23 protein-coding genes and 1 other RNA gene are annotated in these 23,210 nt (G+C 62.3%); 9 read left to right on the top strand and 15 right to left on the bottom strand.

The genetic code is table 11. The features are described from left to right. Positions 1–12: 12 nt before the first annotated feature. The 7 genes from ybgC to HYPGJ_RS17040 all read right to left on the bottom strand — a co-directional run bounded on the left by ybgC (position 13) and on the right by HYPGJ_RS17040 (position 6,465). Positions 13–495 carry a tol-pal system-associated acyl-CoA thioesterase gene (ybgC, locus tag HYPGJ_RS17070; RefSeq protein WP_046848156.1) on the bottom strand — a complete coding sequence of 161 codons (483 nt, stop codon included), beginning with the start codon at positions 493–495 and terminating at the stop codon, positions 13–15. Next, positions 492–1,433 carry a metallophosphoesterase gene (locus HYPGJ_RS17065; protein WP_046848155.1) on the bottom strand — a complete coding sequence of 314 codons (942 nt, stop codon included), beginning with the start codon at positions 1,431–1,433 and terminating at the stop codon, positions 492–494. Before HYPGJ_RS17065 ends, ybgC begins: the two co-directional genes overlap by 4 nt. A gap of 111 nt (positions 1,434–1,544) precedes the next feature. After that, positions 1,545–2,591 carry a Holliday junction branch migration DNA helicase RuvB gene (gene ruvB, locus HYPGJ_RS17060; RefSeq protein ID WP_046848154.1) on the bottom strand — a complete coding sequence of 349 codons (1,047 nt, stop codon included), beginning with the start codon at positions 2,589–2,591 and terminating at the stop codon, positions 1,545–1,547. Positions 2,592–2,671: 80 nt separating this feature from the next. After that, positions 2,672–3,103: a hypothetical protein gene (locus tag HYPGJ_RS17055; RefSeq protein WP_013216392.1), complete on the bottom strand. Its 432-nt coding sequence runs from the start codon at positions 3,101–3,103 to the stop codon at positions 2,672–2,674. A gap of 124 nt (positions 3,104–3,227) precedes the next feature. Then, a complete protein-coding gene (gene ruvA, locus HYPGJ_RS17050; protein WP_046848153.1) occupies positions 3,228–3,845 on the bottom strand; it encodes a Holliday junction branch migration protein RuvA in 618 nt (205 codons plus the stop codon). Continuing rightward, entirely contained in the window at positions 3,842–4,369 is a 528-nt protein-coding gene (gene ruvC / locus HYPGJ_RS17045; RefSeq protein WP_046848152.1) for a crossover junction endodeoxyribonuclease RuvC, read from the bottom strand. Before ruvC ends, ruvA begins: the two co-directional genes overlap by 4 nt. After that, the gene (locus HYPGJ_RS17040) at positions 4,366–6,465 is read right to left on the bottom strand and encodes a hypothetical protein (protein ID WP_046848151.1); all 2,100 of its coding nucleotides are present in this window, start codon (positions 6,463–6,465) and stop codon (positions 4,366–4,368) included. Before HYPGJ_RS17040 ends, ruvC begins: the two co-directional genes overlap by 4 nt. A gap of 174 nt (positions 6,466–6,639) precedes the next feature. Between HYPGJ_RS17040 and HYPGJ_RS17035 the strand changes: the two genes are divergently transcribed. Beyond that, positions 6,640–6,930, top strand: coding sequence for a hypothetical protein (locus HYPGJ_RS17035; protein WP_046848150.1), 291 nt, complete (start codon positions 6,640–6,642; stop codon positions 6,928–6,930). Positions 6,931–6,942: 12 nt separating this feature from the next. Here the strand turns inward: HYPGJ_RS17035 and HYPGJ_RS17030 are convergent, their stop codons facing one another. From HYPGJ_RS17030 to HYPGJ_RS17015, 5 genes are all read right to left on the bottom strand, one after another. Beyond that, on the bottom strand, positions 6,943–7,692 hold the full coding sequence (locus HYPGJ_RS17030; protein ID WP_013216397.1) for a YebC/PmpR family DNA-binding transcriptional regulator: 750 nt from the start codon (positions 7,690–7,692) through the stop codon (positions 6,943–6,945). A gap of 90 nt (positions 7,693–7,782) precedes the next feature. After that, positions 7,783–8,598, bottom strand: coding sequence for a TIGR00282 family metallophosphoesterase (locus HYPGJ_RS17025; protein WP_046848149.1), 816 nt, complete (start codon positions 8,596–8,598; stop codon positions 7,783–7,785). A 13-nt stretch (positions 8,599–8,611) separates the two neighbouring features. After that, entirely contained in the window at positions 8,612–9,202 is a 591-nt protein-coding gene (locus tag HYPGJ_RS17020) for a 5-formyltetrahydrofolate cyclo-ligase (protein WP_046848148.1), read from the bottom strand. 20 nt (positions 9,203–9,222) lie between these two features. After that, a non-coding RNA gene (gene ssrS, locus HYPGJ_RS18590) (6S RNA) lies at positions 9,223–9,383 on the bottom strand. Between the two features lie 57 nt (positions 9,384–9,440). After that, positions 9,441–9,728: a cell division protein ZapA gene (locus HYPGJ_RS17015; protein WP_046848147.1), complete on the bottom strand. Its 288-nt coding sequence runs from the start codon at positions 9,726–9,728 to the stop codon at positions 9,441–9,443. A gap of 553 nt (positions 9,729–10,281) precedes the next feature. Between HYPGJ_RS17015 and gap the strand changes: the two genes are divergently transcribed. After that, positions 10,282–11,289, top strand: coding sequence for a type I glyceraldehyde-3-phosphate dehydrogenase (gene gap / locus HYPGJ_RS17005; protein WP_046848146.1), 1,008 nt, complete (start codon positions 10,282–10,284; stop codon positions 11,287–11,289). 87 nt (positions 11,290–11,376) lie between these two features. Continuing rightward, positions 11,377–12,411, top strand: a complete 1,035-nt coding sequence (locus HYPGJ_RS17000) for a class I fructose-bisphosphate aldolase (RefSeq protein ID WP_046848145.1) — start codon at positions 11,377–11,379, stop codon at positions 12,409–12,411. Between the two features lie 110 nt (positions 12,412–12,521). On the opposite strand, the gene HYPGJ_RS16995 is transcribed toward HYPGJ_RS17000, so the two are convergent. Beyond that, complete coding sequence (locus HYPGJ_RS16995) at positions 12,522–14,774, bottom strand: L,D-transpeptidase family protein (RefSeq protein ID WP_046848144.1); 2,253 nt, start codon at positions 14,772–14,774, stop codon at positions 12,522–12,524. Between the two features lie 288 nt (positions 14,775–15,062). Here HYPGJ_RS16995 and HYPGJ_RS16990 point away from each other — a divergent pair, with 288 nt between their 5' ends. The 5 genes from HYPGJ_RS16990 to HYPGJ_RS16970 all read left to right on the top strand — a co-directional run bounded on the left by HYPGJ_RS16990 (position 15,063) and on the right by HYPGJ_RS16970 (position 19,914). Next, complete coding sequence (locus HYPGJ_RS16990; protein WP_046848514.1) at positions 15,063–15,707, top strand: thiamine phosphate synthase; 645 nt, start codon at positions 15,063–15,065, stop codon at positions 15,705–15,707. Next, on the top strand, positions 15,704–16,792 hold the full coding sequence (locus tag HYPGJ_RS16985) for a tetratricopeptide repeat protein (RefSeq protein WP_052750945.1): 1,089 nt from the start codon (positions 15,704–15,706) through the stop codon (positions 16,790–16,792). The genes HYPGJ_RS16990 and HYPGJ_RS16985 overlap by 4 nt, the downstream gene beginning before the upstream one ends. A 118-nt stretch (positions 16,793–16,910) precedes the next feature. Continuing rightward, positions 16,911–17,705 carry an inositol monophosphatase family protein gene (locus HYPGJ_RS16980; RefSeq protein ID WP_046848143.1) on the top strand — a complete coding sequence of 265 codons (795 nt, stop codon included), beginning with the start codon at positions 16,911–16,913 and terminating at the stop codon, positions 17,703–17,705. Between the two features lie 111 nt (positions 17,706–17,816). Further along, on the top strand, positions 17,817–18,881 hold the full coding sequence (locus HYPGJ_RS16975) for a hypothetical protein (RefSeq protein WP_046848142.1): 1,065 nt from the start codon (positions 17,817–17,819) through the stop codon (positions 18,879–18,881). 4 nt (positions 18,882–18,885) lie between these two features. After that, on the top strand, positions 18,886–19,914 hold the full coding sequence (locus HYPGJ_RS16970) for a peptidoglycan -binding protein (RefSeq protein WP_013216409.1): 1,029 nt from the start codon (positions 18,886–18,888) through the stop codon (positions 19,912–19,914). 233 nt (positions 19,915–20,147) lie between these two features. On the opposite strand, the gene HYPGJ_RS16965 is transcribed toward HYPGJ_RS16970, so the two are convergent. Then, positions 20,148–21,965, bottom strand: coding sequence for an ABC transporter transmembrane domain-containing protein (locus HYPGJ_RS16965; protein ID WP_083984167.1), 1,818 nt, complete (start codon positions 21,963–21,965; stop codon positions 20,148–20,150). 264 nt (positions 21,966–22,229) lie between these two features. Between HYPGJ_RS16965 and rpmE the strand changes: the two genes are divergently transcribed. Further along, the gene (gene rpmE / locus HYPGJ_RS16960) at positions 22,230–22,454 is read left to right on the top strand and encodes a 50S ribosomal protein L31 (RefSeq protein ID WP_013216411.1); all 225 of its coding nucleotides are present in this window, start codon (positions 22,230–22,232) and stop codon (positions 22,452–22,454) included. A gap of 85 nt (positions 22,455–22,539) precedes the next feature. Here the strand turns inward: rpmE and HYPGJ_RS16955 are convergent, their stop codons facing one another. Then, entirely contained in the window at positions 22,540–23,088 is a 549-nt protein-coding gene (locus HYPGJ_RS16955) for a DUF1465 family protein (protein ID WP_046848141.1), read from the bottom strand. Between the last annotated feature and the right edge of the window lie 122 nt (positions 23,089–23,210).

Genomic DNA, 23,210 nt, shown 5'->3' with positions numbered 1-23,210 from the left:
GTCCCGCGTTAGCTAGCTAACCTGCGCGTGCGTATGCGCGAGAAATGCGCCGCGCACCGCCTGGCTCAGACGCAACGGCTTTCCCGATACCGATATCAGCACCACGGTCACTTCGGCCTCGGCGATGCGATTGCCGTCGCGCGTGACCGTCTGAATGAGCGTGACACTCGCGCCGCCGATTTCCTTGACGCGGGTCTCGACCTCTAGCAGGTCGTCCATGCGCGCAGGGCGGAAGAAATCGAACGTCATCCGGCGGACGACGAACGCGGCAGGCTCGCGGTTGTCGGAGCCGTCGATCAAACGGCGCGCGTCGGTTCCCAGCAGGCGCAGGAAATCCGTCCGCCCGCGTTCGCAAAAGCGGACGTAGGACGCGTGGTAGACGACGCCGCCCGCGTCGGTATCCTCGAAATAGACGCGCACCGGCAGCACATGGCGCTGGCCTGCTTCGTCGCGGAAAATACGGCCAGCGAGATCCGGCCATTTCTTATCGGTCACACTTCGCCCCCGCTGCCGCCGAGGTCGATCGTGACGATCTCGGGCGGCGATCCGAGCCGCACGGGAAGCGTCGAGCAGCCGAGGCCTCCGGACACGATCAGGTTGCGGCCTTGCTCTACTTTATGGCCGTACACGTAACGCAGCCCGTACCGTGACGGCACCATCGGCGCAAAGCCGAAAATTCGAACCTGACCGCCGTGCGTATGGCCGGAAATTGTCAGCGAAACGCGGTCGGGCACTTCAGGAAAAATGTCGGGCTCGTGCGCCATCAGGATCACCGGCGCATCATCGGTCACTTGCGCCAGCGTGCGCGGGAGATCGTCGACGCCTTGATAGCGGAAGCCTTTGCTGGGCGGGATTTCGTCGTCCCCCTCTCGCGAACGGAACGCCCACTGATCGCCGAGGCCTGCGATCCAGAATGCTTGCCCGTCCTTCTGCAGCCGGACTGCCTGGTTCTCATAAACGGGGATGCCGACAGCCTGTAACGCAAGTCCCGCGCGTGTCGGCCCTGCCCGCCGCTTCTGCACGCTGGGGTCATCCCACCAATCGTGATTGCCAAGAACCGCGTGCACGCCGAGCGGCGCCTTGAGGCCTCCGAGCGCCGTCGCCCAGCTTCCGGCGCTGACAACCGAGGTCGACAATCTGCGGAGGCTTCGCCCGACGACGTAATCTCCGAGCAGCAGTATCGCGTCCGGTTTGAGACTGTTGGTCTGATCGACGATGGCCGCGACGCGATCGACGGACATCCAGGGTTCGCAGACGTGGAGATCGGCGAGCACCGCAAGGCGCAGTCGCAAGCCGGGCGTCCATCCGGGCGGCGTCAGGGAGTAAGGCGTTACCCATTCGCCAAACGATTCCGCGACGGCATAGCTGCTCAGCGCCGTGGAGCCGACCCCTACGGCAGCAAGCATCTTCAGCAAATCGCGGCGGGTGATCACGAGGCAGTCCTTCGACCGATGAGGCGCAATCTATACTGTGAGCGCCGGATGATGGCCCGAAAATGCGGACAGAATCGTGAATATTTACCGCGCGCGCATACGATAGCGGCGTTAAGTCTCGTCAGCGCCGTCGTCAAAAATCGGCAAATCGGGGGTCGCCGTCCGTGCCGGACCGCTGACGCCGAGGTGGCGGTAGGCTTTGAGCGTCAGGACGCGGCCGCGGGGGGTGCGGCTGATGAAACCCTGCTGCAAGAGATATGGCTCGACGATTTCCTCGAGCGCGTCGCGGGGTTCGGAGAGTGCCGCCGCCAGCGTTTCGATGCCGACCGGTCCGCCTTCGTAATTTTTCAGGATGCAACCGAGGTAACGGTGATCGAGGGCGTCGAGCCCCTCGCCGTCGACCTCCAGCATCTTGAGAGCCCGATCGGCGACGGCTGCATTGACGACGGCCGCGCCTTCGACCGCCGCGAAATCGCGAACCCGGCGCAGCAGGCGTCCGGCAATGCGCGGCGTTCCTCGCGATCTCTTGGCGATTTCACGCGCGCCGTCGCTCGCCATGTTGGCGCCGAGCACACGCGCGCCGCGCGACACGACCAACTCCAATTCGGACACGGAATAGAAATTCAATCGCACCGGAATGCCGAAGCGATCGCGCAGCGGATTGGTCAGCAGTCCGGCGCGCGTCGTGGCACCGACGAGCGTGAATTTCGGAAGATCGATGCGAACCGAGCGGGCGGCAGGACCTTCGCCGATCATCAGATCGAGTTGGAAGTCCTCCATCGCGGGATAGAGAATTTCTTCAACCGCAGGGTTGAGGCGATGGATTTCGTCGATGAACAGCACGTCGCGTTCTTCGAGATTGGTCAGCAGAGCCGCGAGGTCGCCGGCCTTCGAGATCACCGGGCCCGACGTCGCGCGAAATCCGACGCCAAGCTCCTTGGCCATGATCTGCGCCAGCGTCGTCTTGCCGAGGCCCGGAGGTCCAGCAAACAGCACATGATCGAGAGCATCGCCGCGTCCGCGCGCCGCCGTGATGAAAATACGGAGGTTGGCGCGCGCCTGCTCCTGGCCGATGAATTCATCAAGCGATTGCGGGCGGATCGTCGCCTCGTAGGCGTCCACTTCCTTGCGCGCGCTGCTGACGAGCCGGTCGGTCATGGTTTGTTCGTGGGGCTATTCGGCGATGACGTCAAGCTGAGCGTTCCAATCGCCAACGACAAAGGCCGGCGCAGTCAAAATCAGGATTTCGGAGTTTCGAGCAGAATGCGGCCCGTGATCAGCAGCTGCCGCATGCCGATGGCGATAAGGCCGGCCAGAAATGCCAGAACCGGCAACGCGGCCTGGTTCGGAAACGGAAAGATGATCGACGCGGCGGTGAACGCAAGAACGCCTGCGACGGCGGCATGCAGCCACGAATAGGTGCCTTGCTGAAGAACGAACGGTGTCAGGCCGAGCGCCGCGACGGTTGCGGGAAGCGCGCTCCAGGCGAAGACATCGACGGCGAACTCGCCCGGCGCCGGCATCGGGGCTTCCGGCATCAAGAACTCGGTCAGCGGCCGTGCGAGCGCCAGTCCAGTGCACAGCAGGCTCGCGAAAAACGGCGCGGCCAGCGACGTGATCAGCACCATCCAGAGGGCACGTTGTCCGTTGCTCACGTCGTTCACTTTCATTCAATCCTGTTCGCGGTGAAACCTAGATCCATTCCGCTTTTCGTTGAATAGCGGAACGGCTTCAGGTCATTTGTTTGGTCGTGCTTCTTATCGGAAACCCGGTGCCCACTTTTCCGGAAGCACTCTAGCGCGCAAGTTCCTTGAGGGCGCGTTTGATGAGCGCGGCCGTGTCGGCGGCTTCGCCGAGATCGCGCGACGCGAGCGCCACGGCCTGATTAGCCTGCGCCGGATTATAGCCGAGATTGGTCAGCGCAGAGATGGCTTCGGCGGCTGGGAGGCCGACCGGCGCGACGGCTGCGACTGGTCCGCCGCCTGGAGTTGCGGGAAGCCCGGCCAGGGACAACGACGGCGCCTTGTCCTTCAATTCCGCGACGATGCGCAGCGCGAGCTTCTTGCCGACGCCAGGCGCTTCCTCGACCGCCGCCCAGTTTCCGAGCACCACCGCGTTGGCGATCTCCTGCGGCCCGAGCACGCCGAGAACGCTCAAGGCGACCTTGGCGCCGACGCCCTGGATCGTTTGCAGTGTGCGGAACCAACTGCGCTCGAATTCGCTCTGAAATCCGAACAGGCGGATCGCGTCCTCGCGGACGTGCGTGTCGATCGTCAGCGTGACGTCGTCGCCGGGCTTCAAATTGCGCAGCGTCCGCGAGGAGGCCTGGACCTCGTAACCGACGCCATGCACATCGACGATGAGGAAGCTCTCGCCGATCGCGTCGACCTTGCCTTTGAGCTTGCCGATCATGTGCCGGCGACTTTCGCTGCGACCGTCGCGAGCCGCTGGCGGCTGGAACGATGATGCGCGTGGGTGATCGCGATGGCGAGCGCGTCGGCCTCGTCGGCGGAGTCGAACGTCGCCTTGGGCAGCAGGAACGAGATCATCGCCTGGATCTGCTGCTTTTCGGCGTGGCCCGTGCCGGTGACGGATTTCTTGATCAGGTTCGGCGTGTATTCGGCGACGCGCAGACCGAGCCGCGCAGGGGCGAGCAGTACGGCACCGCGCGCCTGTCCGAGCTTCAGCGTCGAGCGCGGGTTCTCGTTGACGAAGGTTTCCTCGACAGCGGCTTCCGACGGGCTGAAGCTCTGGATGACACCGGTCACGGCATCGAACAGGGCCGAGAGGCGATAGGCAAGATCGTCTTCCTTCGGCGGTGTGATGACGCCGGAGGCCACGTAAACGAGGCGCACTCCGTCGCTTTCGACGACGCCCCAGCCCGTGCGCCGAAGGCCGGGATCAAATCCGATGATGCGAATCGCTCGTGCAGTCATGCATTGCGCATAGCACGAACCGCATAGGAGGCCGAAGGCGAAGCGAGCAGCGGCGGAAGTGGCGGCGGCTTGGTCGCATCGGCGACTTTTCCCGTTAAAATCGCGTCCAGTGCCTCGGCGACATCGGGCTCGGTCCAGTAGCCGGTGTGGCCGCCGGGCCCCATCACGTGATTGTCGACGCGCAGTCCGGACGGCGCGATCACGCGTCCTCCAATGTAGTCGTCGACGCGATACAGGTTGATCCAGCATTTCAAACGCGCCGCGATGCCATGCGGGACGGGATGCGAAGCAGCGTATTCGTGGAAATACTTCTGGTAGATCGTCCCGAGCGGCGATCCGAACGTCAGAAGAGCGGGCGCCGCGTCGCCGAGTTCCGGGTAAACCGGGCCGTTGTCGCGGAGATAGTCGTAGGCGACGATCGAGCCCTGGCTGTGCGCCAGGAAGATGACGCCATCGTAGCCCTGATGCTGAACGAAGGTTTTGAGGACGAGTTTCAGCCGCTCCTGAATGCGGGCGCGGCGCGGGCGTTCGGAGGCCGGGCGGAATCGCGCCGGGATGAAGAACATCGCGGCCTCAAGGGTCGGACGATAGTTGTGATCGATCAGGTCGCGCGCGATCTGGATGACGTTCGCGACGCGATGGCCGAACGACAGCGGCACGAGAAGCGCCGCAACCGCCGCCAGCGGCAGCACGAAGCTGCGGAACGAGATGAATGCGTGGCTCGATTCCATTTCGGGCTGGAAGAAAACGAACGTCAGCACGATCACAAACGACCCGATCAACAGCGCCACCAGCCACGGATTGAACAGTAGCCGGGGCATGGTCCGCGAGGTGTGCTCGAGATCGTCGAGGCCGGTGCGAGCGCGGTAGCGCCGGATTTTCATCAGCAGCCAGGCGCCGAGCAGGAACGCCATGACGGTCAGCGCCGCGGCGGCATAGATGAACTTGAACCGCGCGATCCATTCGAGCTTCAGGTCAGGCACCTGCAGGTAAGGAAGGATCGGGTTGTCGACGGCGATCCGTTTCTCGCGCACGGCGCTCAGGACAGCGTCGCGCACCGCCTGCAGCGACGAGCCGGTCTCGGCGCGCGTCAGCATCGTGTAGATGATGGTCACGACGATCGTCGTCCACAGCAGGAACTGCATGATCAGGATGCCGACGCTCGTCGAAAGCGCTGCGAGCCGCGACGGGTCGCCGGAGCGCCGCTTGCCGCCCAGCGCGGTCAGCAACAGCAGCGTCGCGACCAGGATCAGCGCACCCCAGAAGCGCCAGCCGTAGATGATGACGCGATAGAGACCGTTGACGTAACACGCCGCCAACGGGTCGCTCGGCAGGCAGTTGCTCGTCTCCATCGCGATCTGAGCGCCGCGGACTTTCAGAGGCGGAAAGAGATCGGTCAGTGGGATCAGGGCGCCGTTTGCGGCAAGCACGACCAGCGCCGCGCTCGTAAACACCAGCCAGAACGCCGCGTCGTACCACGAGTAATCCTGGCCCTTGACGATGCGATAGCCGAGATAGAGCCCGGCCGCGCATAACGCCGTCTGCACGACGATGAATTGCAATCCTGCATCGAAGCGATCGATGCCGAGCCATTTCGGCTCGTAGAGATAGACGGCGCAGATCAGCGACGTCGCAACGGTCAGCCCCGCGATCGGACCGCGCAGCAACCAGGCGGAGAACCAGAGGATCGTTCGCACGACGACGGCCATCAGACCCAGCGAGCGCGACAGCATCGCGTCAACGAGATGGTGGGATTCGAAAATGACCCGGAACAAGCCGAGCATCGTGTCGACACGGCCCGAGCCCATCGCCGCGAGATCGGCGAGATGGACTTCGACGGCTTCGATATCGACGCCGCTGGTGTGACGTCCGCCTCGGCGGATGACCGGAAACACCGGCGCCGGGTCTTCGACGCCCGGCTCCGCGATGCGATTGAATTCGTTCGCCGGCAGGACGCTATAGCCGGGCCTTGTCGAGGCGAGGGTATCGAGAAGAGCGTTAACGCAATATCCGGGCTCGGTGTCACCAACACCTTGGACGACCACCAAGCCGATACGCGTCCGGCTCCCTCCCCTAGCTCGCACGTCCGACGACATGCCCGTCTCCCACGCGACCGGCTACACCGACCTAATTATAAAGCCTTTTTTCCGCCGCGCGACCCAAAACGCGTGAACCGACAAGGCTCGCCAAGTCCATTCTTTCCCTTTAACTACTTGTCACTCAATCAGGGAGGCGCAGCCTCACATCCGTTGCCAGAAATGGGGGGCGAAATGGACCCGACATTCGGTCATCCGCTTTGGATCGCGTCCGGCGTCTTGCTGGTCTTTGTCGGCTTTTTGTTGTTCCGATGGGCCCGGCGTCTCGGTGCGCCGGCGCGGACGACCGCCGGGCAGCGCGATGCGAACTTCGGAAAGATTTTGAAGGGTCAGGCAGGCGCGAAGGCATCCCCGCCGGGAAGCTTCCGACGCGCGATGTCGCAATTTTTCGGGATCGTCGGCTTTCTGATGATGCTCGCCGGGTTGATGGCGATCTTCCTCGGCATCTTCTACGTCGCAAGCTGAAGCGGCGCCTGATCAGGCCGCCGTCAGCTTCTTCAGCACCTCGTCAGAGATTTCGAAGTTGGCGAAGACGTTCTGAACGTCGTCGTCGTCTTCGAGCGCCGCGAGCATCTTCATGATCGCTTGAGCGTTGTCCTCATCGACCTGCGTCGTGAGATTGGGTTTCCAGACAGCCTTGACGCTTTGTGCTTCTCCGAGCGCCTTTTCGAGCGCCGCCGCCGTCGAGCCGAGCGTTTCAAACGCGCAGACGATGACGTGGCCGTTCGCATCGGACTGGACGTCGTCGGCTCCAGCCTCGATCGCGGCGTCGAGCACGGCTTCGGCCGAGCCGGTCTCGGGCTTATAGGTAATTTCGCCGATGTGATTGAACATGTGGCTGACGGAGCCCGTCGAGCCGAGATTGCCGTTGTATTTCGTGAACACGCTGCGCACGACGCCGCCCGTGCGATTGCGATTGTCGGTCAACGCTTCGCAGATGATCGCGACGCCGCCGGGTGCATAGCCCTCGTAACGCACCGCTTCGTAGTTCGCGAGATCGCCGCCCGCGGCCTTCTTGATCGCGCGCTCGACGTTGTCCTTGGGCATGTTTTCGGCGCGTGCTTCCTGGATCGCGAGGCGCAGGCGCGGGTTCATGTCGGGGTCGGGCGTGCCGGACTTGGCTGCAACGGTGATTTCGCGTGCGAGCTTCGCAAACAGCTTGGAACGCATGGCGTCCTGCTTGCCCTTGCGATGCATGATGTTCTTGAATTGCGAATGGCCGGCCATGAGTCCTAGTCCGTCGAGCGTCCAGTTTCTGAAGATTGCCGCTCCTTTTCGCGGCTCCGATTGCCACGGTCAAGCCTCGCGCGGCGTCCCTCACACTTCCGGCGTTGCGGGCGCCAGGCAGGGCCCCTGGCGGAGCGGCTGGACGCGCGTCGCGAGGCCGGTCGCATCGTCGATGTCCACGAGGAGGCCGGACAGCGTGCCGGGGCCGGTCGCTGGCTCGTAGCGGCTGCGCGGGATTTTGGTCAGGAAGCGATTGATCGGCTCGTCGCTGTCCATTCCGAGCACCGAGTTGTAGTCACCGCACATGCCAGCGTCGGTCATGTAGGCAGTTCCGGCGGGCAGAACGCGGGCATCGGCGGTCGGTGTGTGGGTGTGCGTTCCGACGACGACGCTGGCGCGGCCATCGAGGAAAAGTCCCATCGCCTGCTTTTCGCTCGTCGCCTCGGCGTGAAAGTCAACGAGGATGACGTCGGCGCCGCGCTTCAGCGCGCACGCGGTCAATTCCGCATCGACGGCGCGGAAGGGGCAATTGAGATCGGGCATGAAGACGAGGCCCATCGCATTGATGACGAGGACGTCGGCGCCGTTCCTGGCCTTCAGCAATGTCGAGCCCTTGCCGGGCGTGCCCTTCGGATAATTGAGAGGGCGGATCAGGCGGTCGTGGCGCTCGATGAAAACGAGCGTGTCTTTCTGATCGAACGAGTGGTTGCCAAGCGTGACGCAATCGGCGCCAGCGTCGAGCACGTCGTTCAAGATCGCTTCAGTAATGCCGAAGCCACCGGCGGCGTTCTCGCCGTTGATGACGACGAAATCGATCCCGTAGCGCGTAATGAGGGCGGGAAGCGCGTTACAAATCGCGGTACGGCCCGGCCGACCAACAATATCGCCGAGAAACAACAATCGCATCAGCAGGCCTGGATCAGGAGTCGAGGCAATGGATCGGACCGGAAGGCGTCAGCACCCAGTCCAGGCGCTCGTCATAGCTTTCGGCAGGCACGGCGTCGACCCTCAGTTCATTGTAGGCGAGACCGACAGCCACGATCGGCTTCAGCTTTCTTAACCTTTGCAGCGTGCGATCGTAAAAACCGCCGCCGTAACCCAAGCGATAGCCGCGCGCATCGAAGGCCAGCAACGGCACGAGCAGAATATCGGGATCGACGGCCGGCTTGTCTTCCATCGGCTCCGCAATTCCCCAAGCCGCGACGTTCATCGCATCGCCCGGCGTCCAGGCGCGCATCAGCAGCGGCTTGCCCCGCCCCTGCATCACCGGCAGCGCCAGGCGAAAGCCCTCGGCCTGCAGCCATGTCATCAGGGGCGCGGGATTGATTTCGTCATTGATGGCCGCGAAACCAGACACGATTGCGCCCGGGGCAGCGCTCAGAAAATCGACGCCGTGCGCCGCGATCTTGCGGCTCGCTTCGGCGCCATGCTGTGCGAAAGCGGCCTTGCGGCGCTCAAGCGCTTCGGCGCGCAACTTCTTTTTAGCCTCAAGCTTCGTTTCGTCCGTCACCCAGCATTACCTCTAGGAAATCAAGTGCCGCGAAGGCCGTCGGGATCATGATCCCGCGTGGTCCCTACGAGCGTAGGTGGGCACCGTGTGTCCGAAGCCACGGCTCCGGTCAGGGACAGCGCCCGTGCGGATCTTATAGGCCCCCGGGTCATATTGCCCCTAACGAGCCCCGCAGCATCCCAGAAGTAGGCGAGTAGCCGTCAAAAATCCAGAGCCAACCTCGGCGCGATGGATGTGCTCAGCCGAAAGCCGTGCGCCGGGTCGCAGCCGGCTCGGTCGAGTCCGTTTTGTCGGACGGGCCTTGCAAAAGCTCGTCGATATCGGCGCGAGCGTCGAAAAGCTCGTCGGCGACGAGCAGGGCCGCCATCAGCATCAGCCGTTCGTCGCCGATGTTGCCGTGCTCGCGCGTTAAGGCTTCGAGCTTGCCGGTCAGATATTTCGCGATTTCTTCGAGGCGCTGAACTTCGTTATCGCCACAAGCGAAACGATAGCTGCGGCCGTTGAAGTTTATTGCAACGTCAGCCACTCACGTCGACGGCGCAGCCGTCCCCCCGATCGAATGACGCGCACCTCATTCGCCTGGGGAATGGTTATGAAGCGAATCGAGAGCCCAATCAATCCGATTTAGGGCGTCTGCGGTGCGTTGTTCCAGCTCTGCGATGCGCTGCTGAGCGGTTGCGAGTTCGGCCCGGAGCCGAGCGTTCTCCGCCCGCACGTCGCCGTCAATGGCGGGCTTCCTGGCAGGCTTAATATTATCAGCCCGCTTTGCGGTGTTGCGTACAGTCATGGCCTCTCTACGCCCTTTCGGGCGACACGATTGACACGCGTATCACCAAAGTCTCGTTTCCTACGTTACGTGCGTATCGTAAACGACGTCAATAAACGACAGCGTGTTTGGGCGCATTCCGATGAAAATTTGAAGAGCGGCCAACTGGAGTCGGACCTTGCCACATTGACAGAGTCCTATACCGTCACGTTTAAGACCCCTTAAATATCGAGAGAACACGAGAAACGGTCTGGTCAAACCCCGTTTGCTGTTTGAGCCCGATCTTTCTTCCTGATCTGGAGGATTCCTAAGAATGACAGTGAAGGTCGCGATCAACGGTTTCGGCCGCATCGGTCGCAATGTGCTGCGCGCAATCATCGAGAGCGGACGCACGGATATCGAAGTCGTCGCCATCAACGATCTCGGTCCGGTTGAAACGAACGCGCATCTTCTGCGCTTCGACAGCGTCCACGGCCGCTTCCCGCACGAAGTGAAAGTTTCTGGCGATACGATCGACGCCGGTCGCGGACCGATCAAGGTGACGGCGATCAAGAACCCCGCCGAACTTCCGCATAAAGCTCTCGGCGTTGATATCGCGCTCGAATGCACGGGCATCTTCACATCGAAAGAAAAAGCCAAGGCGCATCTCGATGCGGGCGCGAAGCGCGTGCTCGTTTCGGCTCCGGCTGACGGCGCCGACCTGACCGTCGTCTACGGCGTCAACAACGACAAGCTGACGAAGGATCATCTCGTCGTCTCGAACGCGTCGTGCACGACGAACTGCCTGGCGCCGGTCGCCAAGGTGCTCAATGACTTCGTCGGCATCGACAAAGGCTTCATGACGACGATCCACGCCTACACGGGCGATCAGCCGACGCTCGATACGCTGCACAAGGATCTTTATCGCGGCCGCTCCGCCGCGATGTCGATGATCCCGACGTCAACGGGCGCCGCCAAGGCCGTCGGCCTCGTGCTGCCGGAACTCAATGGACGCCTGGACGGCACATCGATCCGCGTGCCGACGCCGAACGTCTCGGTCGTCGACTTCAAGTTCGTCGCCAAGCGCGAAACGACGAAGGACGACATCAACGCTGCGATCCAGCGCGCCGCGTCGCAGGAACTCTCGGGCATCCTCGGGGTTACAGACCAGCCGAACGTTTCGATCGACTTCAACCACGATGCTCGGTCGTCGATCTTCCACCTCGATCAGACCAAGGTTCTGGACGGCAAGCTCGTTCGCGTTCTCGCCTGGTATGACAACGAGTGGGGTTTTTCGAACCGTATGGCGGACACCGCCGTCGCGATGGGAAAACTGATCTAACCCTTTTATGAAACTCGGACGGGCGCCCTGATCGGCGCCCGTCTTTGTTTAAAGAACAAAAACCTCAAAGGCCATTCGGAGGCATTTATGAGCGAGAAACTCGAAGATATCGCCCGCGCTCTCGTTGCGCCCGGCAAGGGCATCCTGGCCGCGGACGAAAGCACCAGCACCATCAAGAAGCGGTTCGACACGATCAACCTCGCCTCGACCGAGGACAGCCGCCGCGATTATCGCGAAATGCTTTTCCGCTCGACCGAGGCCATGAAAAATCACGTCTCGGGCGTCATTCTCTATGACGAGACGATCCGTCAGAAGGCGAAGGACGGCACGCCGCTCGTCGACATCATGAAGGCCGCAGGATCGATCCCGGGCATCAAGGTCGACACGGGCGCGAAGCCGCTGGCGGGGCCGACGTCAAAGGTCGAGACGATCACCGAAGGCCTGGACGGACTTCGCGAGCGCTTCGCGGAATACCACAAGCTCGGCGCGCGCTTCGCGAAGTGGCGCGCGGTCATCACGATCGCGGACGGTTATCCGACGTGGAATTGCGTCAAGGCCAACGCGCACGCGCTCGCCCGTTATGCCGCGCTCGCGCAGGAAGCCAACATCGTTCCGATCGTCGAGCCGGAAGTGCTGATGGACGGTCCGCATTCCTCGCACGATATCGACGAATGCTATCGCGTGACGGAGTGGACGCTGCGCACCGTGTTCCGTGAACTCTACGACGCGCGGGTCAATCTCGAAGGCATCGTGTTGAAGCCGAACATGATCATCGCGGGCCAGAAGTCGCCGAAGCAGGCGAGCGCGGCCGAGGTCGCGGAAAAGACCGTGAAGGTGCTGAAGGAAACCGTGCCTGCGGCGGTTCCGGGCATCGCGTTCCTCTCCGGCGGACAATCCGACGAGGTCGCGACAGAGCATCTGTCGCTGATGAACGCGTCGGGTCCGTTGCCGTGGGCGCTGACCTTCTCCTACGGCCGCGCATTGCAGGCGGCTGCGATCAAGACCTGGGCCGGGAAGCCGGAGAACGTCGCCGCCGGCCAGCGCGCGTTCGCGCATCGCGCAAAGATGAACGGACTGGCGGCGCTCGGCAAATGGAGCCAATCGCTGGAGAAGGCCGCGTAATCAACGCGGCTTTCGCCGCCACGCGGCGTCGCGTTTGAAAATCAAAAGGGCGGCTCGAAGCCGCCCTTTTTCTTGTCCGACGATCAGGCTCAGCCGAGCCGCGACCGGGCCTAGTTCAGGAAGATGCTTGAAAGCGCATCCTGCAGCGTCGTTGCCGGCGTGATCGGGTTTTTCTTGGATGACGCGGTCTTCTTGCTGTTGCGGTTGTTGCGGGCAACAGGCGGCGCATCACTCATAGAGTCCGAGCCGTCGCTGATGGCGCCGGGTGCATCGGCTTCGGTCGGGTCGATGGCTTCCGGCGCGTTGTAGCGAACGGGGTGTCCGCGCAACGCCGACATGACGCGATTATCGTTGCCGTAGATATCGCCGTAAGTTCGCAGCTTGCCGTCCTCGTCAACGCGCGCCGTGAAGTACACGAGGTAGACCGGAACGGGCTTGCTGAGCGTGACGTCCGCGCCGCCGTTCCAAAGCTCTCCGACCTTTTCGGGCGAATAGCCTTTGTCTTCCTGCAAGATCACTTCCGCCGTGCGGCGCGGATCACCGACGCGCAGGCAGCCGTGGCTCAGCGCGCGACTGCTCTGTCCGAACAGACCGCGTTCCGGCGTGTCGTGCATGTAAACGTCGTGCTTGTTCGGAAAACGGAACTTGACCATGCCGAGCGGGTTATCGGGGCCGGGCGGCTGCACGAAGCTGTAGCTTCTCAGATCGGCCGTGTTCCAGTTGACCGAATTGGGATCGACCGGACGCCCATTGTAAGACACCTGCAGCTTATAGGCTTGCAGAACGCGCGCGCCGCCGCTGTTTCCACCGCCGCCGAAAAGCTGATCGAAGAAATCAAAGCCGGTGTTCGACGCTTTCCTGAGACGCGGCGCAAGCTCCTTGGCTTTGATGCCGTCGGGCATGCCCCAGCTGGGCCGGAAGATGACGTATTGCATGTTGGCGGCGAGGACGGGCGTCGGCCACGATGGCTGACCGACGATCATTCTCTGATTGAGAACGCGTTCCTTGCCCTTCCAGATTTCGCTGGTGAACTCAGGAATGTTGTTCATCACGTAGAATGAGCCGAGATTTTCCGGCAGCCAGCGCCAGCGCTCCATGTTGGCGATGAGGCGATCGACGTTGCGCGTCGGATCGATGCGTTTCGACTTGCCGCCACCATTCAGCGCATTGCGCACGCCGTTGCCGACAAGGCCGTCAGCCGCAAGACCGTTCGCGCGCTGATAATCCTTCACGGCATCGAGCAAGGCGTCGTCGTAAAGATCATTGCTATCGGGGTTTTCGGACGGGACTTTCAGGCGCTGACGAAGCAGTGCGACCTGATCATCTCGCGTTCCGAGCCGGAGCACCTTACCGCGCGGCAGCTTCACCTCTTCGGCCGGATCGTTCGTGGGCTCTTCCTCGACGGTTGCGCCGCGGGCCTTCAGAAGCTCCTGACGGAGCTTTTCGAAACCGTCATGACGTGGATTGAGGCCGCGCAGGAACGTGCCGGGATGCGACGCATCGGCGAGTTCCCGCATCACGGATTTCGGATCCTTCACCGGCGGCTTCATGTCGAGGATGTTGCTGAGCGACACGGGATCAAGACGCCCGCCACGCGCAAAACGCGCATACTTCAACGCCGAAAGCGTCAGCTGGACTTCCGCCGCCCCCTGCGCGTCGACGTCAGCGCCGCTGGCAAGATTGGGAATGGTGAAATCGGAGGACTCGAGGCCCCAGTCGTCCGCCTTGCGAAGCTCGGAGATGACGGATTTGGCTTTTTCGTCGAAGCTGCCGTCGTGAACCCAGATCGGCTCCTTGCGCGAGTTGTAGTAGTCAGCGGCTGCGGCGATGTCAGACGATACGTTGTCCCTACCGGAGAGCGACTTGTCGGCCAGCTTTCTGCGCGCAGCTTCGACGACCGGGCTGACCAGCGTTTCAGGCGCGGCTGCAGCGGCAGCAGGCTGCGTCGATGGCTGAGCTTCCGGCTGAGCCGGCGTTGCCGTGGGTGCGGCTGTCGCGGATTCGGTTGACGTCGGCGCCGGGGCGGTAGCGGGCGTTTCCGCGGGTGGTGTCACGGCAGCCGTCGACGGCGCGGGCTGCGTTTCAGTTGCAGGAGCAGCATTAGCTGGGGCTGGTTCTGACGGCGCCACTGCGGCGGCGGGAGCAGGCTCCGCTAATGGCGGCGCGGACCTATCCGTCTCAGGAAGTGCGCTCGTCGTCTGCGGAACCGGTGCTGTCGAATTATTCGCAGGCGGAAAATATGTCGTCGTCGCGCCGCTTCCCGACGTGTCGGAACTTGTTTCAGCGAGCGCCGCTACACTCCCAGCCGTACAGAACGCCAAAACTCCAAAGCTGAAAGCGCGCAGAGCGGAAAGCTTGTTCATTTCCCAAATGGCTCCGTTAGGCGAGAAGCACGCCGACGTCAGGTACCCGTCTGACAGTTGGTGAGCCCTCATGTTGGCGGAAAAACGCCGAAAAAATGGGGCTTAAGCGGAACATGGCCCGTTCGCATGGTCTGGTAAACCGTCGGCCAAGAAAAATCCGGCGAAAAAACAGTGCTGTGTCCCGGAAAACCCTATTTGAGTGTAACCAGAAGTCCCAGGCAGCAAAAGTCGTTCTTGTTTCCGCCGCAATCGGCTTCGAAGAGCGAACGCAAATGCGGAGAATTGAGCGTGTCGAGCGGGTCGAAGCTCTATCTAGACTATGTGATTACCGGACCATCGGCACCGGCTCGTGCCGTGTTGTCTGCGGTACTCGAAGCGGCGCCGGTCGCGAGCCTTTTGATGCGTCCAGGGCCTGGCGCAGCGTATGATGCCCAAGTCGTTCGAGAGTTGACGGCGCTCGCGCAGAAGCAGGGCGTCGCTGTTCTCGTCAATGACGTGCGCGTTGCCCGTGACGTGGGCGCAGACGGCGTTCACGTCGCGTGGTCCGCCGATGTCGTCGAACACTACAAAGGCGTTCGGCAAGCGGCCAGCCGGGACCTGATCGTCGGAGCGGACGCAGGTCGAACGCGCGACGACGCCATGCAGATCGGCGAGGCGGACGCCGATTACGTTGCGTTTGGAATTCCGCCGCATGTGGACGACCGCAGCCGCGCCGCCGAACGGCAGCTCGATCTTGTTGCATGGTGGAGCGAGGTCTTCGAAATTCCGTGCGTGGCGCTTGATGTTGTCGATGCCGAGCATGCACGCGCCCTCAGCGCCGCCGGGGCGGATTTCGTCGGCATCACGATCACTTCGGACCAATCGGCTTCCGATGCCGCAGCACGCGTTCGCGCCTACAGCGAAGCGGTTTCGGTCCACGAGGATGCAACGTGACGCGCAATCCGAACCTCATCCTGCGCCTTGGGACGACAGCGCTGCTGCTCTGCGCGGCAAGTCCGCTCAGCGCCGAGACGAGTTCATGGTCGGCGCGCGAAACGTCGGTGCCAAAATCGTCTCCGGCGCCGTCAGCGTCCCCACTGCCGCCGCCCAGAGCGCCTTCGCCCGAAGCCGCGCAGGATTCCGGTGCGACGGGGATCAAGAAGGCGATCCCATCGCTGGTGCCTGCGACCGGCGACAACGCCGCTTACCTCGCGTTCGATCAGGGGCAATACCTGACGGCGTTGAAGCTCGCGGAGGAAGCGGCCCAACGCGGCGAAGCGCAAGCCAATACGCTGATCGGCCGTATCTACGGCGACGGTCTCGGCGTCCAGAAGGACGAGCGGAAGGCCTACGAGTATTACATGAAGGCGTCGCAGCTCGGCGACGTGCCGGGATCGTTTGCGGCTGCTTTGGCGCTTGCCGAGGGACGCGGCGTCAAGAAAGACCGCAAGGTCGCGGCGGAGCTTTTCGAGAAGGCGGCGCTCACCGGAAACGCGGAAGCGAATTACAATCTCGGAATGCTGTTCCTCAAAGGGGACGGCAAACCACAGAGCCCGATCCGCGCGTTTCAGCATATCCGCTACGCGGCCGAGAAGGGCGTTCCGGAAGCGCAATACGATCTCGCCGAACTCTATCAGACGGGCACCGGGACCGAAGCCAATGCGCTCGAGGCGGCGAGATGGCTGTCACGTGCGGCCGAGCAAGGGCTGACACCGGCGCAATATGACTACGCGGTCAAACTGTTGCAGGGGTTCGGACTTTCGAAGGATGAATCCAAGATCGCGGTGCTGATGAAGGCGGCGGCCGACAAAGGCGTTCCGGGCGCGCAGAACCGCATGGCCTATCTCTATCGCGACGGCATCAAGGTCGACAAAGACCCGGTCGAAGCGGCGACATGGCGGCTGATCGCCAAGAAAAACGGCTTTGAAGACAAAGAACTCGACGCGATGGTTGCCAAGCTGCCTAAGGCCCAGCGCCAGAAAGCGGAAGCGGCGGCGTCGGCCTGGCATGACCAGATTCAGGTCGGGTCCGCGCCCTAACGCCGCTCGCAAAGCCCGTGTAAACCTCTAAGCCATTGCAAGCCTTGCTTGTTGTTTAGAGAGGGGCTAGAGCCGCCCTTTCTCGCCATTTGCGCAGCGCGCCCGGACCTTCATCCCGATGATCAACGTATCGCCTACCCTCAACGTCATGATTACGGCAGCCCGCAAGGCTGGACGCAGCCTGTCCCGCGACTTCGGCGAGGTCGAGCAGCTACAGGTTTCGATCAAGGGTCCGGCGAATTTCGTGTCGGCGGCGGATCACAAAGCCGAAGACATCATCTTCAAGGAACTGTCGAAGGCGCGTCCGGGCTACGGCTTCCTGATGGAAGAGCGCGGCGAAATCGAAGGCGCCGACAAAACGCATCGCTGGATCGTCGATCCGCTCGACGGCACGACGAACTTTCTGCATTCCAATCCGCTGTTCGCGATTTCGATCGCGCTCGAACGCGAAGGCCAGCTGATCGCGGGCGTCATCTATAACCCGGCCAGCGACGAGCTTTTCACCGCCGAGAAGGGCAAAGGCGCGTACATGAACGACCGGCGCCTGCGCGTCGCGTCGCGCAAGACGCTGGCGGATTCGCTGGTCACGACCGGCATTCCGCATCGGGGCCGTGCCAACCATTCCCGGTTCCTGCAAGAGATGGGAACCCTGATGCAGGAAGTCGCCGGCATCCGGCGCTCCGGTTCAGCGGCTCTGGATCTCGCGTTCGTGGCTGCGGGACGCTTCGATGCCTACTGGGAACATGGCCTAAAGCCCTGGGATATCGCGGCCGGGATCGTCATGGTTCGGGAAGCGGGAGGACTGGTCAGCGATCTGAGCGGCGGGGATAAATTCCTCGAAAGCGGAGATATTCTTGCCGCGAACACGACGCTTCATAAGGCATTTGGTGGATTGCTTTTTACGAAAGCGTGACCTGAGATCGGAATGCAACGCCATTTCGGCATGATGTTGCCGGTTTTCGATGGGAGACGCTTGCGCTAAGGTTTGGTGATAGTCCGCGGGGGACGTTCGGGGAGACCACCAATGGCCAAGATCCGCCCGGGCGATACCGCGGCACTCGCACCGGTTTCGCGCCGTTTGACACCGCCCGGTGTCTTTTTGCTGCGCATGACGATATTTCTGACGCTGGTCGGCTTTCTGGCTGCCATTCTGTTCGATCAGCTCAAGCATTCGTTTCTGAACAATCCGGGCCTTAACGGACTGATCGTCGGCACGCTGGCGCTCGGCATCATCTACGCCTACCGGCAAGTCTTCCGGCTTTATCCTGAAATCCGCTGGGTCAACGCGTTCCGCATCGCCGACCCTGGACTCTCGATCAGCGCCAAGCCGGTGCTGCTCGCGCCTATGGCGACGATGCTGCGCGACCGGACGGGAACGATCTCGCTGTCGACGGCGGCGATGCGCTCGTTCATGGATTCGATCGGCTCGCGCCTGGACGAAGCGCGCGATACCGGCCGCTATATGGTCGGGCTGCTCGTGTTCCTCGGCCTGCTCGGAACGTTCTGGGGCTTGCTTGAGACGATCCAATCCGTCGGCCGTGCGATCGATACACTCGACACGAAAGCGTCGGACAATGTCCAACTCTTCAGCGATTTGAAAGCAGGTCTTTCCGCCCCGCTCGCAGGCATGGGCACGGCGTTTTCATCCTCGCTGCTCGGTTTGTCAGGATCGCTCATTCTGGGTTTCCTCGAACTGCAGGCGAGCCACGCGCACAATCGCTTCTATAACGAACTGGAAGAATGGCTGTCGGGCATCACCGAGCTGACGCCGGGCGGCACGGCGGTCGGTTCCAGCGATTACGTCAACCGACAGCTTCTCGGCGCGGTCGTCGACATGCAGAAGGCGCTGGAAGATTTCACGGCTCGCCTCGGCGAGCAGCCCGTCGTTCCGCCGCGTATGCTGGGGCAGCCGCAGGGCGCCAATCCGGAAGAGGTTCGCGACCTCGCGCGCGGCGTCAATCAGCTCGTGACGCAGATGCGTTCGGAACAGAAGGTCGTTCGCGAGTGGGTCGACGAGCAGGCGCAACAGCAGGCGGAAGTCGCGAGCATGCTGAAGAACCTCGCTGACGCAATGAAGCGCGGAGACTAGAGCCATGGCGCGCGGACGCTCCCGCCGCGGCGGAGAATACGGAGAGTTCTGGCCTGCCTACGTCGACGTGCTTTCGACGCTGCTGCTCGTCGTCACGCTTCTGATGTCGATCTTCATGATCGCGCAGTATTTTTCCGCCGAGGAAGCGTCAGGAAAAGACTCCGCGTTGAAGCGCCTGACGCGGCAGATCAGCGAGCTGACGTCGATGCTGTCGCTCGAAAAAGGAAAGGCGCAGTCCTCGCAGGATGAGCTTGCGGCGCTGCAGGCGACGCTTTCGAGCCTCAAGACGGAAAACGAGAAGCTGACAGGCGTCGGCCTTGGAGCCGATGAGCGCGCCAAGTCCGCTGAGGACAAGCTTGCCGGGCTCAGCTCCGACCTGCAGTCGCAAAAGAACATTTCGGATGAAGCGCTTTCGAAAGTCGATCTTTTGAATCAGCAGCTCATTGCATTGCGCCGGCAGATCGCGGGCTTGAGCGACGCGCTCGACGCGGCAGAAAAGAAAGGCGCTGAGAGCGACAAGACGATCAAGGATCTCGGCGCGCGTCTCAATGCGGCGCTGGCGCAGCAGGTGCAGGAGCTGAAGCGCTATCGTTCGGACTTCTTCGGGCGTCTCAGGGAGCTGCTGAAGGATCGCAAGGATATCCGCGTCGTCGGCGACCGCTTCGTGTTTGAATCGGAAGTTCTGTTTTCATCCGGCTCCGCCTCGCTGACGCCGGAAGGTATGGCGGCGATGGATCAGATCGCTGAAGCGATCCTGGAACTTCAGAAGGAAATTCCTGGCGACATCGACTGGGCTTTGCAGATCAACGGTCACACCGATGCGCGCCCGATTTCGAATCCGCAGTATCCGTCGAACTGGGAACTGTCGACGGCGCGCGCGGCCTCCGTCGTGAAATATCTGGTGTTGCGGGGCGTTCCGGCAGACCGGCTCGTTGCGGCGGGTTATGGAGAATTTCAGCCGGTGGATGCTTCCAACACGGAAGAGGCTTACCAGCGCAACCGGCGTATCGAGCTGAAGCTGACCAGCCGCTGAGTTGGGCGCGGCGCCGAGGCGTAGACGTTGGTCGAGGGGTAGACGTCGAGCGCGCTATCGCACGCCCAAGGTTGTCAGAACCCAATCGATGCCTGCGCCGCCGTTGTACGACATGTCGTAAGCAAAGGCCGCGAACAGGATGACGATGGCGAGCAATCCTCTCATGCGACCATCATGAGTGGCGGGCGTTAACCGGCAGTTAAGACTGCAGCTAACCGGCGTCCGGCGCCCGCTTATTCCGCCGCTTCGCGACCGAACTGAAGCTCGGCGAGCCGCGCGTACGTTCCGTTCCGGCGGACCAGCTCGGCGTGCGTGCCAGCTTCGACGATGCGGCCCTTTTCCATGACAAGGATGCGGTCGGCCTTCTGCACGGTTGCGAGGCGGTGGGCGATCACCAGTGTCGTGCGATCGTTCACCAAGCCGTCGAGCGCGTGCTGCACGGCATGCTCGCTTTCGGCATCGAGCGCGCTCGTGGCTTCGTCGAGGAGCAAGATCGGCGCATTCTTCAAAATCGCGCGGGCGATGGCGATGCGCTGGCGCTGGCCACCCGACAGCAGCGCACCGCGCTCGCCGAGCTTGCAGTCATATCCACCGGGCAACGCGCTGATGAAGCCGTCGGCCTGGGCCGCGATCGCCGCCTGTCGAATATCCGCCAGTGTTGCGTTCGGCGTACCGTAACGAATGTTTTCGGCGACGGTGTCGGCAAACAGTGCGACGTCCTGCGGGACAAGCGCAAGCCTGCCGCGAAGCTCGGCAAGATCGGCATCGGCGACGTTAACGCCGTCGACGTCGACGCGTCCCGCGCTTGGATCATAGAAACGCAGAAGCAGATTGAAGATCGTGCTCTTGCCGGAGCCCGACGGCCCGACCAGCGCGATCGTTTCTCCAGGCTTGACGTTGAACGAAACGCCGTCGAGCGCTTTTTCATCGCGGCGCGTCGGATAGGAGAACGTCACGTTCTCGAATGCGACGGTGCCGAGCGGCGGCTGCGGTAGCGGGACGGGTTTCTCCGGCGAGCGGATTTCAGGAATCGTCGCCATCATTTCCGATAGGCGTTCGGCAGCGCCGGCCGCCTGCGTGATCTCTCCCCAGACCTCGGAAAGTTCCGCGAGGGCTCCGGCTGCGAACAACGCGTAGAGAACGAACTGGCCGAGGCGTCCGGCCGTCATGTTGCCCGCGATGACGTCAGATGCGCCGTACCAGAGCACGCCCGTGACGCTTGCGACAGTCAGGAAGATCGCGACGCCTGTCAGCGCGGCGCGCGCCTGCATCCGCTGACGGGCCGCATCGAAGGCGCGCTCGACAGCGCTGCCGAAGCGCGCCGTCACCTGCTTCTCGTTGACGTAGGCGAGCATCGTGCGATGCGCGGCGAGATTTTCCGCGGCGTAGGCAGACGCATCGCCAAGCGTGTCCTGCGCCGTTCGCGACAAGCGCCGAACGAGGCGGCCGAAGCCGACGAGCGGCAGAACGATCACCGGAATCGCGATGAAGACGAGCAGCGAAAGCTTGGCGCTCGAGACGAACATCATCACCAGCGCGCCGATGAGCATGATGAAGTTGCGCGCCGCCTGACTGAGCGACGATCCGGCGACGGCCTTGATCTGCGTCGTGTCCGCCGTCAGGCGGCTCATGATTTCGCCGGAGTGGTTGACGTCGAAATAGGCCGGTCCGAGCGTCGAAAGCTGCGCGAAGACTTTCGTGCGGAGGTCGGCAACCACGCGTTCGCCGATCCAGTTGACGAAATAGAACCGGGCCGGACTTGCGATTGCGAGCAGCAGGCCGATGCCGATCAGCGTCAGGAAGTAGCTGTTGATCAGGTGAGAGTCGTGCGCACCGAAGCCGTTGTCGATCATGCGGCGGACGGCCATCGGCACCGCCAGCATCGCAACCGCCGACATGACGACCGCGATCACGGCCCCCCAGAGCGCGCCTTTGTGAGCCAGTATCAATGGCTTCAACGCGAGGAGCGGCTTCAGCGAGGCACGCCCTTTCGAGGCGTTTTCGCCCGTCGACGTTTCCCGGCGGCCCAAATCAGTCGTTTCGCTGCTCATCGGCTTTCTGATCCAACGCTCGGGGAAACATAGCCGTTTCAACCCTTAAAGCCGCCCGGGACCATGCCTGAGCCTAAGCCCCGGCTCAAGAGACAATGGGCCGCTGCCGGGCCGTCTGCGGGCGCTCTACGTGCGACTTTCCGGCCTTGTGCAGGGCCCTCTTTCCGGGTACACAGCAGCCAATTCAGTCCCTTTGCAATCTAAAGGGCCGGAGCTTTCTGAAGCTTCGCCGCCAGCAACGCATTTTCAAGACGGACTACCGCCATGAAGAAAGACGCCGATCTCCACCCCGATTATCACCAGATCAAAGTCGTGATGACCGATGGGTCGGAATTCACCACCTATTCGACCTACGGCAAAGAGGGCGACACGCTGACCCTCGACATCGATCCGAACACGCATCCCGCCTGGACGGGCGGCGATCAGAAGCTGATGGACCGCGGTGGCCGTCTGTCGCGCTTCAAGAAGAAGTTCGAAGGCATGTTCTGATCGCGGCATCGCGACTTATAGATTTCCAAAATAAAAAGGCCCGGTTCGATGACCGGGCCTTTTTTGATTTCGATCTTGGCGGCGCTCAGCTGAGCTTGCTCGCGAAAGCGCGCTCGAGCAGTCCCACCTGCTGCGCGACAGGGTTTGCTGCGCCTGTCAGTGACTCGCTATCGTCCGGCTTCGACATCGCGCGGTCGAGCTGAGAGATGCGGTCGTGCAGCGCGAAGCTTTCCTCGATCAGGCCTTTGAGGCCGTTCGGCAGCTCCGGAAAACCTTTGACGTGCGAAGGACGGCCGAACGCCTGCAGCTTCACGCGGCGGCGTTTCTTCTGCGCCTCTTCGTCGGTGATCTCTCCCTCGCGCAAAGCGCGGCGGATCAGGAGCCACGACGCGAGATCCAGAAGACGGGTCGTCAGGCGCATGCTCTCGGTTGCATAGAGCACACCCGCCGAACCGTTCAGATTCTTTGCTTCCTTGCGGCCCGGGCCATCGAGATAGCTCGCCGTGCGCTCGACCAGCGCCATGCCTTCGCGGAAGATATGGTCAAACTGCTCGGAGGACTGAAAGCGTTCTCCGAACGAGACCGTTATGGCGCCGCTTTGCTGCGCGCCGTCGACGCTGAATACGTTACTCATGACCCTCAACGATACAAACGCTTACCCGTCCGCTGTTGCTATCACGAACTGACAGTAGGGCACCATAGTTAATAAGAACGCCCAAAACGGGGCACTTTTTTCGATCCTGTGGACAATGCAAA

The sequence above is a fragment of the Hyphomicrobium sp. GJ21 genome (genome assembly GCF_001006785.1).
Classification (GTDB): domain Bacteria; phylum Pseudomonadota; class Alphaproteobacteria; order Rhizobiales; family Hyphomicrobiaceae; genus Hyphomicrobium_B.
The sequence above is the reverse complement of the archived record's forward strand: the minus strand, read 5'-3'. Positions and strand labels throughout refer to the sequence as shown.